The sequence below is a fragment of the Clostridioides sp. GD02367 genome, from assembly GCF_045900275.1.
In the GTDB taxonomy this organism is placed as follows: Bacteria; Bacillota; Clostridia; order Peptostreptococcales; family Peptostreptococcaceae; genus Clostridioides; species Clostridioides difficile_A.
In genome coordinates, this window is sequence record NZ_JBJODK010000001.1 from 248,532 (window position 1) to 264,280 (window position 15,749).

Below are 15,749 nucleotides of genomic sequence, written 5' to 3' on the forward strand. Positions count from 1 at the left end.
AAGTGGATATAGTTCAATAAATAATAAACTTGTAATTAATTAGAATTATTTATTCTATATTTTCCAAAGATTGACAAGCTTTTTTGGGGTTGATATACTAATATTTAAAATATTTTAAATTCTTATGAGGTGAATCAATGAACATAAATGAATATATAAAAGACTCTATCTTAGTTTTTGATGGTGCTATGGGAACATACTATTCTAAACTAAAGAATAACGCTTTCAACTGTGAAATGGCTAATATCAATGATGCATCTACAATTTTATCTATTCATAGAGAATATATAAGAGCTGGGTGTAAAGCTATTAAAACAAATACCTTTGCTGCCAATGAAATACTCCTAGAATGTGATTTTAAAACTGTCAAAGATATTATCAAAAGTGGATATGAAATTGCATTAGAGGCAACAAAAAATACAGATGTATTTGTATTTGCTGACATAGGTCCAATACCTGCTTTAAATGACAGAGATTTACTATCTGACTATAAAAAAATAGTAGATATATTTTTAGAGCTTGGTGCAACAAACTTTATATTTGAAACATTCAGTAATGATGAATATCTACCAGAAATCTCAAGTTATATAAAGAAAAAACAACCAAATTCATTTATATTAACAGAATTTGCAGTTAATCCTGAGGGATTTACTAGACTTGGAAAAAGTGGTGCAAAAATATTTGAATCTATTTCAAAGAATAAAAACATAGACGCATTAGGATTTAATTGTATCTCTGGACCACATCATCTATTGCATTTTATAAAGACAATTGATATTAATGACAGTATAGTTTCCATTATGCCTAACGCAGGCTATCCTACTATCATCAATAACCGTACTTTTTTTGAAGATAATTCAGACTATTTTTCAGAACAAATGTTGGAAATACTAAACCAAGGGGTTCATATATTAGGTGGATGTTGTGGTACAACACCAGAATTTATAAAAAAGACTGTTGATATAATAAATTCTTCATATAGAGGTGAATCTGCTATAGAAAAAGTTATTTCTTCAAAGGAAAAAATCAAACCAATATCAAAAAATAAACTTTTGGAAAAACTTGAAGTAGGTAAAAAAATTATAGCAGTTGAATTAGACCCTCCAATTGATACAGATATTGAATTTTTTATGAGTAGTGCCAAAAAATTAAAAGACCACGGAGTCGATGCAATTACAATTGCAGATTGTCCAATAGCTAGGGCAAGAGTTGATAGTAGTTTATTAGCTTGCAAAATAAAAAGAGAATTAGATATTACCCCTATACCTCATATGACATGTAGAGATAGGAATATTAATGCAACTAAAGCTCTCCTTTTAGGACTTAATATTGAAAATATAGATAATGTACTTGTAGTAACTGGAGACCCTATACCATCTGCTGAAAGAGATGAAATAAAAGCTATGTTTAGCTTTAATTCCTCAATATTAGCAAATTACATAAAAACATTGAATGAAAATACATTTAATACACCTTTTAATATACTTGGAGCATTAAATATAAATGCAATAAACTTCGATTCTCAACTTAAACATGCTAAGATTAAAATAGAAAATGGAGTTACTATGTTTTTAACTCAGCCAGTTTTAACAGAGCAAGCTTTAATAAACCTAAAAAAAGCTAAAGAAATACTTCCTGCAAAGATACTTGGAGGAATAATACCTGTTGTAAGCTATAGAAATGCTTGCTTTATGAATAATGAGATTTCAGGGATTACTGTTTCTCAAAATATTATAGACCTGTACAAAGATACATCAAAAGAAGAGTCTACCAAGCTTGCTATTAATATATCTACTCAAATAGCAAAAGAAATTGAACCCTATGTAGATGGTTATTACATTATTACACCTTTTAAAAGAATTGATATAATATGTGACATAATAGCAAATATTTATAAATAAAATATTTATAATATAAGTAATATTAAAATATTTATTAAAATATATTATAATTCTATAAAGCTTTATATTTTAAGGTTATAGGCTTGTTTATTCGTTGTAATTTTTATATAAATTTGGTAATATATAGATATATTATGGTGAAATTTATAGATATATATTAATTATGAGGAGATTGTGGGAAGCTCTTTTCACAAAACAACTAAGCTATGAAAATAAATAAAAAATTTAATAGAGTTGATATGCAGGTTTCAATACTTACTGCAATTATTGTAATAATATCTTCTTCGTGCGTGTATTTTTTTAACTATCAATTGACTTACAATGATATGATATATACTTTGAGTGAAAGGTCTAGACGCATATATGAGTATGCAGAAAAAAATATTGATAAAGATACATTTACTGAAATTAACTCTAAAGAAGACCAATCAAAAAACTCTTATAAAAGTTCTAAGACCTTATTAGAATCTATAAAAAATACCACTGGAGTCATGTATCTATATACTGCTAAAAAAACAAAAGATGGCTCATTAGTGTATGTTGTTGATGGCTTAGATTCATCTAGGAGTGATTTTAGAAACGCTGGTGATTTAATAGAAAAAGAAATTTGGGGTGACCTTAACAAAGCGCTGGATAATAATATATTGCTCCCTAAAAAAATTAAAGCAACATCCTGGGGATACATATTCATATCATACTTTCCTATTCACAATAATGATGGTGAAGTTGTTGGGGTAATAGGAATTGAATTTGAAGCAAACCATCAATACAATACATTTAAATTTATAAGCATAGTTACACCACTTATAGCATTATTAACTTGTCTAATATCAGCATTGGTTGCGGTAGTTCTATTTAAGCGTATATCAAACCCTACATATACTGATTTTGCTAATACAGATTACTTAACAGGTTTAAAAAATAGAAATGCCTTCGAAATAGACATGAATAATTTGAACAATTTAAATATAAAAAAGCTAATATCTATCATATCAATAGACTTAGATGGCTTAAAAAAAATCAATGATAAATTTGGTCATCAGACAGGAGATTTATACATTAAGCATGCAAGTAAAATTATAAGAGATGTTATAGCTAAAAAACATGTAGTTTATCGTGTTGGTGGAGATGAATACATAGTCATTCTAAAAAATTCATCTCATGAAGAGATAAATACTATTATAAATAATATCAATTTAAAAATAATTGAAGAAAACTCGACTAACGAGTTAAAGTTATCAATGTCTATTGGATATGCTGTTTTTGATGATAAATTAGATGTTTCTTTGTTTGATACATATCATCGTGCAGATTCTCAAATGTACGATAATAAAAGGAAATTTAAAACACGTGATTAACATTAATTCTAAGCTTAAAAAGTCTATTCCATAAATAACAAGAATAGACTTTTTTAATTTGTATTTTTTTAAGAATTTATTTAGTTAAGATTTGTCCTTTTTTCCAAACGATTTTTTATGAACTCATGTATTACTTTCACTAATATGTTTGTAATTAGTATTAATACTGCCAATGCTGCAGCCTGTGCAGTGCTACCTTTATCATCCAATTGTACAATTGATATTGCAGCCACTTTTGAACTTGCAGTATATATAAATACTAAAGCTGATATGGTCACCATAGAGTTTAAGAAAAAATACATAAAATTTTCTAAAACTGCTGGCAAACAAAGTGGTATAGTTACATTTTTAAGAATTGATGCACTGTTTATCCCCATCGACTTAGCCACCATATCTAATTCCTTATCTACTTTCTTAATGGCTGTAGTAGCAGTTATAAACGCTACTGAAAAGAAATGTACTACATTACATATAACCATTATAAGTACTGTTCCATATAATCCATTGAATAAGTTCTTAATGTATATTGTATCCATAAAATTAAACTCTAACTTATTAAAAAATAGTACATAAGATATACCTAAAACCAACCCTGGCAATGCCATAGGTAATGTACTTAAAAAATATCCAAATGATTTTAAATACGGAGCTTTTTCTGTTTTTTCATTTAGATATGCAAATAAGAAAACAAAGCTTGTACCAAGAATAGCTGTTAATAGTGACATTTTTATTGAATTTATAAATGGTGCAATTCCATCAATACTATTTTTCATAGAAAAGTGTTCTAGTGTGAGTCTTAAATCATATGGCCAAACAGATATTAAGGATGATAAGATTACAGTTAACATTACAGCTATTATACCAAATGCAATAAACCCTACAATCCCACCAAAAATACTATCTCTTAATTTATTAGATTTAATTTTATATGGAATTGACTTTGAATTTATATACGAATTTTGATTCTTTTCAATTTTTTTAGTTACCATAAATGATATTATTGCAGGTATTAAAAGTAAAATTGATACAGTAGCACCCATTGGCATATTTTGTTGTCCTATAATCTGCTTATACACATCTATTGATAATACATTAAACTCTCCTCCAATTACTTTTGGAGCTCCAAAGTCTGTAAAGCATAATGTAAATGATACAAATGCAGAACTTATCAAAGAGTACTTTATACTAGGAATTGTTATACTTATAAATTCTCTTATTTTACTTATACCCATAGTGTTACTAGCTTCATATAATCTATAATCCGTTGAACTTAATGATATATAAAGTATTTGAAATGATTGAGGAAATACATATATAATTTGTGCTAATATTATTCCTACTGCTCCATATATTGGAACATGTATTCCAAGTAAATTAGTTACAACTCCTTGATTCCCAAACAAATATACTAAGCCTATTGCGTGCATCATTGTTGGAGCAAACATAGGAAACATTGCTAACGACTTAAAAAATCCCTTAAATTTAATCTTTGTCCTTGTTAGTGCATACGCATATACTAATGCAAGCGTTAATGATATCACAGTTGATATAATAGATACAAATACTGTATTTTTCAGCGAATTCAACAGAGCTTCAGAAGCTAAGTATTCTTGGAAGTTTTGCAATCCAACAAAGACTCCATCTTTATCTAAAAATGCCTGCACAAATAGATATATTATAGGTGCCAGTAAGAATATTACTAAAGACATAACCAATACTGTAAGCATGCACTTTTTTATATCTAGATTCATTTTTGATTTAAGACTTATACCCTTAGAACTCATAGCATTATTATTCATATACTTATGCTCCTTTAACTTTTGGATACTTTAAATAGTATTTTTCATCTATACTTATCTTTACAAGGTCACCTTCTACTAAATTTAAATTAACCCATTCTTTTATAGAAACATCACTTATTATGAAATTTTCATTTAATTTATCTTTTATTTCTACTCTTAGGAGATTTCCTCTGAACTCTATGTTAGATATTATTCCTTGATAATTTTCTTTTGTTGATTTCTCTATTTGAACATATTCAGGTCTTACAGTTAATATAGAATCTCCATTATCAAAGCAGTTTGTATCTCCTATAAATTGAGCTGTAAATAGATTTTGAGGATTTTGATATATTTCCTCTGGAGTTCCTATCTGCATTATATCTCCTCCGTTTAAAATAGCGATTTTATCTGCCATTGTTATAGCTTCTTCTTGGTCATGTGTTACCATTATTGTTGTTATATTAAGTTCTTTTTGTAGCCTTTTAATATCCATTCTAAGCTTGTGTCTAACCTTTGCATCTAATGCAGACATTGGCTCATCTAAAAGCAAAAACTTTGGTTCAAGCGCTAATGCTCTCGCTATTGCAATTCTTTGTTGTTGCCCACCTGATAACGCTTTAGGATATTTATGAGCTTCATGAGTTAATCCCACTATTTCAAGAACTTCCTTAACTTTATTATCTATTTTTTCTTTTGAAACTTTTCTTTCTTTAAGCGGAAAGGCTATATTGTTATATGCAGTCATATTTGGAAACAAAGCATATGATTGAAACACTATTCCAAAACCTCTCTTTGACGGTTCTAAATCTGTAATATCTTTATCTTGGAGAATTATAGCTCCACTATTTACTTCTTCAAGACCAGCTATTATTCTAAGTAATGTAGTCTTACCACATCCACTAGGCCCAAGTAAACATAAAAATTCACCTTCTTCAATATCCAAACTAATATTATTTAAAACCCTTTTTTGGTCATAATTTTTAAACACATTATTTATTTTTAAGTAACTCATATCTTATCTCCCCTTATCTAATTATATTTTTATTTTAAATTTTTTTCTTCTAAAATTATCTCTTCTAAACTATTCATTTAAATTTTACTTACTTTCAGATTTTGAACCATACTTTGATTCCCAAGTTTTTAATACCATACCTCTATTTTTTGCAGCAGAGTTTAAATCTACTTCCTTTATTAGCTGTTCAAATGGTTGTTTAGAATAACCCTTTGGAACTGGATTATTTGTCTTTATAGAAGTAACTGCTACTTCGTGTGCATATCTATTCATAGCTGAATCACTCATTGCCCAGTCTAGAAATATTTTTGCTTCTTTTTTTATATTCTCTTTTTTAACTAAAGCATTTGCTTCTAAATCCCAACCTGAACCCTCTTTTGGAAATACTACTTCTATAGGTTCACCACTAGATAATTGTTGTGTAGCTCTATATCCAAGTGTAATACCTATTGGATATTCTCCAGAACCAGCTAGTTTAGCAGGCTTTGAACCAGAGTGTGTATATGTAGCTATATTTTTATGTAATTTATCCATATAATCGTAAGCATCTTTTTCGCCCATCATTTGAATAAGTCCTGATACTGTAAGATACCCTGTTCCAGATGATGCTGGATTTGGCATTGTTATTAGCCCTTTATATTCTGGTTTTATCAAATCTTTATAACTTTTTGGAACATCAATACCTAGTTTTTCAAGCTCTTTATAATTAACTACTATAGCTGTTTCTGGTACACTCATTCCTACCCAGGATACATCTTCTCCAGTATCTTTGAATTTTTTATCAACCTTATCATAATTTTTTGGCTTATACACTTCAAGGGCTCCATCTTCTTTTAACTCTATCATGTTCATTGTTGACAATCCCCATATAACATCAGCTTGCGGATTATCTTTTTCTGCTAATAATTTTGAAGCTATTACTCCATGAGAATCCATAACTATCTCTACATCTATATTTGGATACTCTTCTCTAAAACCTTCCATATAGTAAGCTATTTGCTCTTCCTCTAATGCTGCATATATTGTAAGTTTATTATTTCCTTTTCCTTGAGTAGTTTGTGGTGTTGTTGATATGCAACTTGTCATAAATGCAATTACTACAATACACAGACAAGTAAATATAAATTCTTTCATATCTTCCCCCTTTATGTATTTTATGTGTTTTTATATTTTTTTAATTGTTTTTTATTGTTTTTGCTTATGTTTATATAATACACCTAATTTGTTAATATAAAGTTAAGTGTAAATTAACAGTTCGTTAATTTTTAGAAATTTTTGTTAAATATGTTATTTTTGATTAATTCTAATATGCTTTTAAACAATATTTTATTTTATGGTATCTATATTTTTAATTTGAGCATAAAAAATAAGCCTAACTCCTATAAACTAGAATGTTAGACTTACTTTTATAAGTATTTAATTACACAACCAAATTATTTTTCTTCTTTTCTTCAAGTGCTTTTTTAAGCACCATATCCTTAACCTTCATAAGTCTAGTAGTACTTGCTCTTTCATTTTCCTCAAGCTTCATAGCAATATACTTAATAGTCTCCATGTAATTTGGTATCATTACATTCTCAAGAGCATTAACACGTCTACGTGTCTTTTCTATCTCTTGAGCAAGAAGTTGTGCACTTTTCTCACTTTCTGCAAGTCTTAAAAGTGGCTCCATAGCAGATGAGAATGCTTCCATAGCAGAATCTAATTCACCTGATGTAAAGGCAAGTCCATAAGGATAAATATCACTTTGATTGTTTTCAGTTTTAAAGTCAAACACAGGAACATCGACACTCATTATATTTTTCGTAGAGACATCTACTGAAACAGATTGCTTTGGCATCATAAGTGCTGAACCTAGATACTCCTGACTCATAACTGCTCTTGCAATTATAAAATTTTTATAAGCACTATCAAGAGCATTTTCTGCTTCTTCACGTAATCGCTTATTTTCTCTTACAATATCAAGAAATTGTTTCATAAGCTCATCAAGCTTATCTTTAAGAAGCTTATGACCTCTTGTAGCAGTTTTAAGGAGTTTCTTAAGTCTAGTCATTTCCATACGTGTTGGATTTACATTTAATCTAGCCACAGATATCACTCCTTAGGCATATATTTTTCAAAATATTCATCACGAATACGTTTAAGTTCACTCTTTGGTAACATACTAAGAAGCTTCCATCCAATTTCTAATGTTTGCTCAATAGTTCTGTCAGTTCTAAATCCTTGTGAAACATATTCTTTCTCAAATTCATCTGCAAACTTTGCATACATTAAATCAATCTCAGAAAGTGCAGATTCACCAAGTATTGCCATAAGTTCTTTTGCATCTTTACCTCTTGAATAAGCGGCAAAAAGTTGGTTCATTGTATCTGCATGGTCCTCACGAGTTTTACCTTTACCAATCCCCTTATCTTTTAGACGAGAAAGTGATGGTAAAACATCTATAGGAGGCTGTATATCTTTTTTATAAAGTTCACGGCTAAGTATAATCTGTCCTTCTGTAATGTATCCTGTAAGGTCAGGAATTGGATGTGTTTTATCCTCCTCAGGCATTGTAAGTATAGGAATCATAGTTATAGAACCTTCATGCCCTTTCATTTTTCCTGCTCTTTCATACATTGTAGCAAGGTCAGTATAAAGATAACCTGGATATCCACGACGTCCTGGTACTTCTTTTTTAGCTGCTGAAACTTCACGTAATGCTTCTGCGTAGTTTGTAATATCTGTTATTATAACAAGTACATGCATGCCCTGGTCAAAAGCAAGATATTCAGCTGCTGTAAGTGCCATTCTAGGTGTAGATACACGCTCTACAGCTGGGTCATTTGCAAGGTTTACAAATACTACAGAACGGTCAATAGCACCAGTTGCTTTAAAGTCACTTATAAAGAAATCTGCATCTTCAAAAGTTATACCAACTGCAGCAAACACAACGGCGAACTTAGAATCAGTTCCACGTACTTTTGCCTGTCTTGCAATTTGAACAGCAAGGTTAGCATGTGGCAAACCTGCTGCTGAGAATATAGGAAGCTTTTGCCCCCTAACCAGTGTATTAAGTCCATCTATCGCAGATACACCAGTCTGTATAAATTCTGCTGGATAATCACGTGCTGCTGGATTTATTGGAGCTCCATTTATATCAAGTCTTTTATCTGGTATAATTTCTGGGCCTCCATCAATAGGTTTACCCATTCCACTAAAGACACGACCTAATATATCTGGTGAAACTCCAAAATCAAGACTCTTTCCTAAAAAACGAACTTTACTTTCAGCAAGGTTTATACCTGTTGAACTTTCAAAAAGCTGAACAAGTGCAGTATCTTCATTTACCTCTAGAACTTTACAGCGACGAATCTCTCCATTTGAAAGTTCAATCTCTCCAAGTTCATCAAATTTTACACCTTCTACACCGTTTATTAGCATAAGAGGACCGGCAACCTCTTGTATTGACTTATATTCCTTTATCATAGTTCTTCAGCCCCCCTCTTTTTAATAAGGTCTGCAAGCTCATTGTCTATTTCCTCTTCAATTGAATCGTAAGTAGCATCTATACTGTCTTCTTCTACATACTTAGCACGACCAATCTTTTCAAGAACTGAAAGCTTGATAATATCATTTATAGTAACATTTTGCTTTATGGCATCTTGTGCTGACTTATAGAATTTTAATATAAGTCCCATCATTCTATATTGTTTATGAAGTGATGTGTAAGTATCAACTTCGTGGAAAGAGTTTTGATGAAGGAAGTCCTCTCTTATAGAACGAGTAACTTCTAATATCAATCTATCTCCATCTGAAAGTGAATCCACACCAACTAATTGAACTATTTCTTGAAGTTCAGATTCAACTTGTAAAAGTTTCATAGCTTGAGCTCTTTGAGCTGAGAAATTGTCATTTACATTTTTATCTGTCCATACATCAACTTTTTCCTGATAGAGTGAATAACTTGTTAACCAGTTGATTGCTGGGAAATGACGCTTATATGCCAAAGAAGCATCAAGCCCCCAGAATACCTTTACTATACGAAGTGTTGCTTGGCTGACAGGTTCTGATGTATCTCCACCAGGAGGAGAAACTGCACCAATTGCTGTAAGTGTTCCTTCTCTATCATCCATACCTAGACAATTTACCTTTCCTGCTCTCTCATAGAATTGAGCAAGACGTGAACCTAAGTATGCAGGATAACCTTCTTCACCAGGCATCTCTTCTAGACGACCACTCATCTCTCTAAGAGCCTCAGCCCATCTTGATGTAGAATCTGCCATAAGTGCAACACTATATCCCATATCTCTAAAGTATTCAGCTATTGTAATACCAGTGTATATAGAAGCTTCACGTGCGGCAACTGGCATGTCTGATGTATTTGCTATAAGCACAGTTCTTTGCATAAGTGACTCGCCTGTTCTTGGGTCTTTTAATTCAGGGAACTCAAGAAGAACATCTGTCATTTCATTTCCACGTTCACCACAGCCTATATATACAACTATATCTGCATCTGCCCATTTAGCAAGCTGATGTTGTGTAACAGTTTTTCCACTTCCAAAAGGACCTGGTATAGCTGCTACCCCACCTTTTGTGATTGGGAAAAATGTATCTATAACTCTTTGACCTGTAACAAGAAGTGAATCTGGTGTTTTCTTTTCTCTATATGGTCTTTCTTTTCTAACTGGCCATTTTTGCATCATAGTTACAGCTATATCGTTACCTTTTTCATCTGTAATAACACAAACTGTATCTTCAACAGTAAATTCTCCAGAATATATTTCTTTTATAGTACCATTAACTCCATAAGGAACCATAATTTTACATTCCACTACAGCTGTTTCTTGAACTCCACCAATTATATCACCAGATACAACTTTATCGCCTACAGCTTTTTTAGGTTTAAATTCCCACTTAACTTCTCTATCAAGTGAAGATACCTCAACACCTTTAGTTATATTAGTACCTGAAATATCATACATTTTTTCAAGTGGACGTTGAATACCATCATAAATAGTTGAAATAAGACCTGGTCCAAGCTCAACACTCATAGGCATTCCAAGAGAAACAACGTCCTCTCCTGGTCCTAGACCAGAAGTCTCCTCATAAACCTGTATAGAAGCTTTATCTCCATGCATTTCTATAATCTCGCCTATAAGATGTTTATCTGAAACTCTTACGACGTCAAACATATTCGCATCTCTCATGCCCTCCGCTACAACAAGCGGTCCTGACACCTTTACAATTGTGCCTGTTTTCATATTCTCTCACCTGCAATCATATACTTTATCAAAATTTAAATACTCCCTCCTATATTTTATCAATACATACTTTTAGCACTAATAAAATTTGAGATTGTCTTTTATTCAACTTCCATTTATTCTTTAAATAATATATCTGCACCTATGGCACGTTTACTAGATTCTCTTACTTCATTCATACCTAATCCCATACTTCCTCCAATACCTGGAATAACTATAATAGCAGGAAGTTGGTAGTCCTTGTATTTTGCTATTGATTCTTTTGCAAGCAATGATGCCTGTTCTGTAATATAAATTATCGCATACTCATCTTCAACCAACTTATGTATACTTTTTTTAATTTCGTCACTATCATAGGCTGGGAAGATATCTATTCCAAGAGCTAAAAATCCCATGATGCTATCTTTATCTCCAACTACTCCTACCTTATACATAAGCATCCCTTAGCCTTTCTTTTATAGTATCTGCGTCTATATTATTAAGCTTACTAGTCAAAATAATTCTTATTGTTTTTATCTCTGATTCTTTAGCATATAAATAAGCAATTAATGGCTCTAATGTAAGAGGTTTAAATTTTGCTTCTCTAACATATTCCATAAGATAGTCATCACAGAGTTTTTCAAATACAGTGAATCCATTACTCATACCATTTTTACAGATATCAGAGTAAGAAGTAGACTTAAAACATGATGCTGGAGTGTCTGAAGAAAAAGCTTCTAAGAATTTTTCCTTATCAAGTGAGCCACCTGAAACAAACACATTCATAAACATGTGAAAATCTTTCTTCATATTTTTAACTCTTATAAAACTTTTTAGATTTGTTAAATCACAAACTTTCATAACATAATCTATTACAAATTTGTTTTGACTTTCTTTAGCAGTCTCTTTCATACTAGAAAAAGTCGCTTTATCTAAAGCAATATCGACCATCTGACCATTTTGTGTCTTACTATAAACATCAAATGCCTCTACTATGGCTGCTGCCATTATATTAGGTAAATCACTAAAATTACGATTTGCTAAAGATTCTCTAAGCTTAATAAGAGGAATTGTACCTCCATCAATCAAATATTTTTCACCATCTACACCAGAAATTTCTTCTTTAATCAGCACTTTTAAGTTGTGATAGTCATTTTTATAAAGAAATACATCAACAAATTTTTCTTCAGGAGCTAGACCTTTAAGAATTTCATATGTCTTTGATAATTCTTGAGTCAAAATATTCTCAAAATTATGGATATTATTATTCGATGTATCCACATAACCTGCTTCAGCTATAATTCTTAAAGAATCTTCAGGGCTTTTGGCTTCTGCCATTTGAATAAACATTTGTCTGTTAAGAAGCTGTTTTTCAAGCACTCTTATTCGTGCCACGGCATAGGGATAAGTTTTTTCTTCTGCCATTTTTTAACCCCTCCTTAATTAAACAAAATTTCTGCTGCAATTTGCTCAATATCTTCATGTTCTACTGCAATTATGGCTTCAAATGAATAATTATACTCAATGTCGCCTTTTTTAACTATAAAGCCTCCAGTAATATCTCTGATTTCATCAGATACTTTAATGCCTTTTTTTGATAACACATCTTTCAATGCTTTTTTATCTTTTTTAGATAATACTATCTGTGAGTCTTCTGTGCAGTTTGATTTTTCAATCATATTTAATATAATCTCTTCATATTCACTATCTTTAAGATTTAAAAGTTTATTTTTAGCTTCTAAGATTACTTCTTCTAAAATCTCTTGTTTTTTTGATAATATTTGTTTCTTAGCCTCCATATAAGCTCCTGATATTTCCTTAGAAGCTGCTTTTTCTGCTTCTGCCTCTGCAAGCTTTGTATAGGAAGCCATTTCCTTTTCAGCTTTTTCAGTAGCTGAATTTATTTTTGAATCTGCCTCACTCTTAGCTTTATCCAATATTTCTTGTGCTTCTTGTTTGGCATCAGCTATAATTCTGTCAATCATTTTTTGTTCATTACCCATAGGAGTGCTTCCTCCTTTTCATTTTTTTTACTTATGAATTATAATCTATAATTAACCAATTGCAATTCCATTGTAAGCTAAGAAAGAAACAAGTAGTCCTAAAAGAGCATATGTTTCAACTATCGCTGCAAATGTTATAGCCTTACCAAGTTCCTCAGGTCTTTTAGCAACTATTCCAACCCCTGCTGCTGCTGCCTTACCTTGTGCAATACCTGACACTAAACCAACTAAACCAATTGGAAGTCCTGCCATAAGAAGTTGTAAACCTTGAGCTGATGTTGGTATTGCATCTCCCCCAATAATCCCTGCTTTTGATAAAATAAGGAAAGCTATGATAAATCCATATAGACCTTGTGTACCAGGAAGAAGTTGTAAAACTAGAAGTTGACCAAATTTACTAGGGTCTTCTGTTACAACACCTGCTGCGGCTTGACCTGCTATTGAAGTACCTTTAGCAGAACCCATACCTGCAAATAATGCTGCTATAGCAGCTCCTGATATTGCCAAAAATTGACCATTTCCTAACGCGTTTAAAAATTCCATATTTACATCTCCTTTTTATTAATGCTTGTATATTTTGTTTTATACTTAAACGGAACAAAAGGAACTCCTCCGCCTTCATAAAACTTGTTGAAAAATTCTACATACTGTAACCTACTTGTATGAACATATGCACCTAGTGCATTTATAAGAAGGTTTATTGTGTGTCCTACAACACCAATTACAACTGCAAATATTGGACCAGCTATAGCCCCTAAAAGATTGATAACCTGCCCTATAACTCCTGTTGTTAGACAAAGTGCCATAATTCTTGTATAAGATAATATATCAGCAAAATAACTTGTTATACCATAAAGGCTTGAGAATCCTTTGAAAAGCTTAACAGGAACACCTTTAAAGCTTCTTCCTTGAGTAAGGACAAGACCTAAAGCACCTATAATTGCCAAATATTTTCCTACTTCAGAAAATACACCTATATCGCCTGCAACAAAAGGTATTATAAGTAGACATACCCCTGTTATACATAAATACCAAAAACCTATATCAAAAATTGCATCTATTACCTTGCCATCTCTTATTAATGTATATGCTTTAATTCCCAAACCTACATATATATGGATAATACCGAACAGTAATGACATTCCCATAAGTACCATAACATCCTCTAAAGGATTGATTAGAGCTTTTATAGGAATTAAATCCCCCAAAATACCCCCGAATATAAGACCCCATATAGTAGTTGAAACTCCACAAATACCAATAAGTTTAATTAAATTTCCTTCACCTTTTTGCATTTTTGATTTGTATACAATAAATCCACATGCTAGTGCAATTATCATCCCATATGCAGCATCACTTAGCATCATTCCAAAGAATACAACATAAAAGAAAGTCATAATTGTATTTGGGTCAATATCTTTTGTGCTTGGACAGCTGTACATATTTGTTACACTTTCAAAAGGTGTTACAACTTTATTGTTTTCAAGCAGAATTGGGAAACCTTCTTCTTTATCTCCTTCCTCTGTTTGAACACAACAGTCAAACTTTTCTGTAATTTCTTTAATTAGCTCATCTGCTCTTTTGCTTGGTAGCCAACCGTTAAGGCAGAATGTTGTTTTTGTTTTGACAAGCCTCTCTATAATCTTTTTTTGGTCTCTTTCTATAGTGTAAAAATCATATAGATTTTCAAGCATGTGCATATTATCTGCATGGCTTTTAATTTCTTCTGTCTTATTCTTAGAAACGTTTTCCTGTCTAATTATCATTTCATTATATTTCTTAATAGCTTGTGATGGTGTACCTTCTTCATTTGGCAATGCAACTACTGAAAAATTAAATTCTTTTAGAACCTCTAAAGAATTATCAAAAGTTTCTTTCAAAGTAATTAAATAAACATAGTTCATTAACTTGTCGGAATTAATAATTCCAAGAACACTTTCTGGTATTTCATCTTCTAATTTTACTCTTAAGGCATCAACATTTGCACTTGTAGGTACAGTCCCAAGTATAGTTTTTGTATACTTAGTTTCCATATTTTCAAGAGGAATATCAAAATTCACCCATGGTTCTAACATATTTTTATTGTTATTCAATAGATTTATGTTAGCCCTTATTGTACCTATCTCCTTATGTAGAGTGTTTAACTCCAAAGCTTCAGCGTAAATTTGTTCTTCTTTTTCGCTATTAATTCTGTCAAACTCTCTTTTTGGTACAAACATGGCTTTCTTTTGTTTCACTAGTGAAGAAACAATGTTAATCGCTTGATTTACATGAGACATCTTTTGTTCTAACATTATAACTTCTGATTCTTCACTATCTTTTACAAGATAATTTTTTAACTCCTCCTCCTCAGTAAGAAAGGCACTATCATCAATCTGAACAAACCCACGGTTCATAAGTAGCTTTAAAATCTGGCTTTTTTGAGCTTCTAAGCCAACAATAGATATTTTGTTCATATTAACTATTGCCATA

Annotated in this window: 13 protein-coding genes; 2 read left to right on the forward strand and 11 right to left on the reverse strand. The window is 31.3% G+C overall.

The window, feature by feature from the left end:
* Positions 1-137 precede the first annotated feature (137 nt).
* Both Q3223_RS00995 and Q3223_RS01000 read left to right on the forward strand, forming a co-directional pair.
* Positions 138-1,901, forward strand: a complete 1,764-nt coding sequence (locus Q3223_RS00995; protein ID WP_074179826.1) for a bifunctional homocysteine S-methyltransferase/methylenetetrahydrofolate reductase — start codon at positions 138-140, stop codon at positions 1,899-1,901.
* Positions 1,902-2,140: 239 nt separating this feature from the next.
* Positions 2,141-3,259: a GGDEF domain-containing protein gene (locus Q3223_RS01000; protein ID WP_284182332.1), complete on the forward strand. Its 1,119-nt coding sequence runs from the start codon at positions 2,141-2,143 to the stop codon at positions 3,257-3,259.
* A gap of 80 nt (positions 3,260-3,339) precedes the next feature.
* On the opposite strand, the gene Q3223_RS01005 is transcribed toward Q3223_RS01000, so the two are convergent.
* The 11 genes from Q3223_RS01005 to Q3223_RS01055 all read right to left on the reverse strand — a co-directional run bounded on the left by Q3223_RS01005 (position 3,340) and on the right by Q3223_RS01055 (position 15,748).
* On the reverse strand, positions 3,340-5,058 hold the full coding sequence (locus Q3223_RS01005) for a putative 2-aminoethylphosphonate ABC transporter permease subunit (RefSeq protein WP_167640742.1): 1,719 nt from the start codon (positions 5,056-5,058) through the stop codon (positions 3,340-3,342).
* A 4-nt stretch (positions 5,059-5,062) separates the two neighbouring features.
* Entirely contained in the window at positions 5,063-6,052 is a 990-nt protein-coding gene (locus Q3223_RS01010) for an ATP-binding cassette domain-containing protein (RefSeq protein ID WP_284182333.1), read from the reverse strand.
* 84 nt (positions 6,053-6,136) lie between these two features.
* Positions 6,137-7,186, reverse strand: coding sequence for a putative 2-aminoethylphosphonate ABC transporter substrate-binding protein (locus tag Q3223_RS01015; RefSeq protein ID WP_284182334.1), 1,050 nt, complete (start codon positions 7,184-7,186; stop codon positions 6,137-6,139).
* 286 nt (positions 7,187-7,472) lie between these two features.
* Complete coding sequence (locus tag Q3223_RS01020) at positions 7,473-8,141, reverse strand: V-type ATP synthase subunit D (RefSeq protein ID WP_284182335.1); 669 nt, start codon at positions 8,139-8,141, stop codon at positions 7,473-7,475.
* A gap of 5 nt (positions 8,142-8,146) precedes the next feature.
* Positions 8,147-9,520 (reverse strand): V-type ATP synthase subunit B, encoded by a 1,374-nt coding sequence (locus tag Q3223_RS01025; RefSeq protein ID WP_054271483.1) that lies wholly within the window; start codon positions 9,518-9,520, stop codon positions 8,147-8,149.
* Positions 9,517-11,295 (reverse strand): V-type ATP synthase subunit A, encoded by a 1,779-nt coding sequence (locus Q3223_RS01030; RefSeq protein ID WP_167640743.1) that lies wholly within the window; start codon positions 11,293-11,295, stop codon positions 9,517-9,519. Before Q3223_RS01030 ends, Q3223_RS01025 begins: the two co-directional genes overlap by 4 nt.
* 116 nt (positions 11,296-11,411) lie before the next feature.
* Positions 11,412-11,729, reverse strand: a complete 318-nt coding sequence (locus Q3223_RS01035) for a V-type ATP synthase subunit F (protein WP_009893746.1) — start codon at positions 11,727-11,729, stop codon at positions 11,412-11,414.
* Positions 11,722-12,699: a V-type ATP synthase subunit C gene (locus Q3223_RS01040; protein ID WP_054271485.1), complete on the reverse strand. Its 978-nt coding sequence runs from the start codon at positions 12,697-12,699 to the stop codon at positions 11,722-11,724. Before Q3223_RS01040 ends, Q3223_RS01035 begins: the two co-directional genes overlap by 8 nt.
* 14 nt (positions 12,700-12,713) lie before the next feature.
* Complete coding sequence (locus Q3223_RS01045) at positions 12,714-13,277, reverse strand: V-type ATP synthase subunit E (RefSeq protein ID WP_054271486.1); 564 nt, start codon at positions 13,275-13,277, stop codon at positions 12,714-12,716.
* Between the two features lie 51 nt (positions 13,278-13,328).
* Positions 13,329-13,820 (reverse strand): V-type ATP synthase subunit K, encoded by a 492-nt coding sequence (locus Q3223_RS01050; RefSeq protein ID WP_003422657.1) that lies wholly within the window; start codon positions 13,818-13,820, stop codon positions 13,329-13,331.
* 2 nt (positions 13,821-13,822) lie between these two features.
* Positions 13,823-15,748: a V-type ATP synthase subunit I gene (locus Q3223_RS01055; RefSeq protein WP_074179831.1), complete on the reverse strand. Its 1,926-nt coding sequence runs from the start codon at positions 15,746-15,748 to the stop codon at positions 13,823-13,825.
* Between the last annotated feature and the right edge of the window lies 1 nt (position 15,749).

Excerpts from the sequence above, each read along its gene's own strand:
- Q3223_RS00995 (WP_074179826.1), top strand. The coding sequence starts at position 138 with ATGAACATAAATGAATATATAAAAGACTCTATCTTAGTTTTTGATGGT.
- Q3223_RS01000 (WP_284182332.1), top strand. The coding sequence starts at position 2,141 with ATGCAGGTTTCAATACTTACTGCAATTATTGTAATAATATCTTCTTCG.
- Q3223_RS01005 (WP_167640742.1), bottom strand. The coding sequence starts at position 5,058 with ATGAATAATAATGCTATGAGTTCTAAGGGTATAAGTCTTAAATCAAAA.
- Q3223_RS01010 (WP_284182333.1), bottom strand. The coding sequence starts at position 6,052 with ATGAGTTACTTAAAAATAAATAATGTGTTTAAAAATTATGACCAAAAA.
- Q3223_RS01015 (WP_284182334.1), bottom strand. The coding sequence starts at position 7,186 with ATGAAAGAATTTATATTTACTTGTCTGTGTATTGTAGTAATTGCATTT.
- Q3223_RS01025 (WP_054271483.1), bottom strand. The coding sequence starts at position 9,520 with ATGATAAAGGAATATAAGTCAATACAAGAGGTTGCCGGTCCTCTTATG.
- Q3223_RS01030 (WP_167640743.1), bottom strand. The coding sequence starts at position 11,295 with ATGAAAACAGGCACAATTGTAAAGGTGTCAGGACCGCTTGTTGTAGCG.
- Q3223_RS01035 (WP_009893746.1), bottom strand. The coding sequence starts at position 11,729 with ATGTATAAGGTAGGAGTAGTTGGAGATAAAGATAGCATCATGGGATTT.
- Q3223_RS01040 (WP_054271485.1), bottom strand. The coding sequence starts at position 12,699 with ATGGCAGAAGAAAAAACTTATCCCTATGCCGTGGCACGAATAAGAGTG.
- Q3223_RS01045 (WP_054271486.1), bottom strand. The coding sequence starts at position 13,277 with ATGGGTAATGAACAAAAAATGATTGACAGAATTATAGCTGATGCCAAA.
- Q3223_RS01050 (WP_003422657.1), bottom strand. The coding sequence starts at position 13,820 with ATGGAATTTTTAAACGCGTTAGGAAATGGTCAATTTTTGGCAATATCA.
- Q3223_RS01055 (WP_074179831.1), bottom strand. The coding sequence starts at position 15,748 with ATGGCAATAGTTAATATGAACAAAATATCTATTGTTGGCTTAGAAGCT.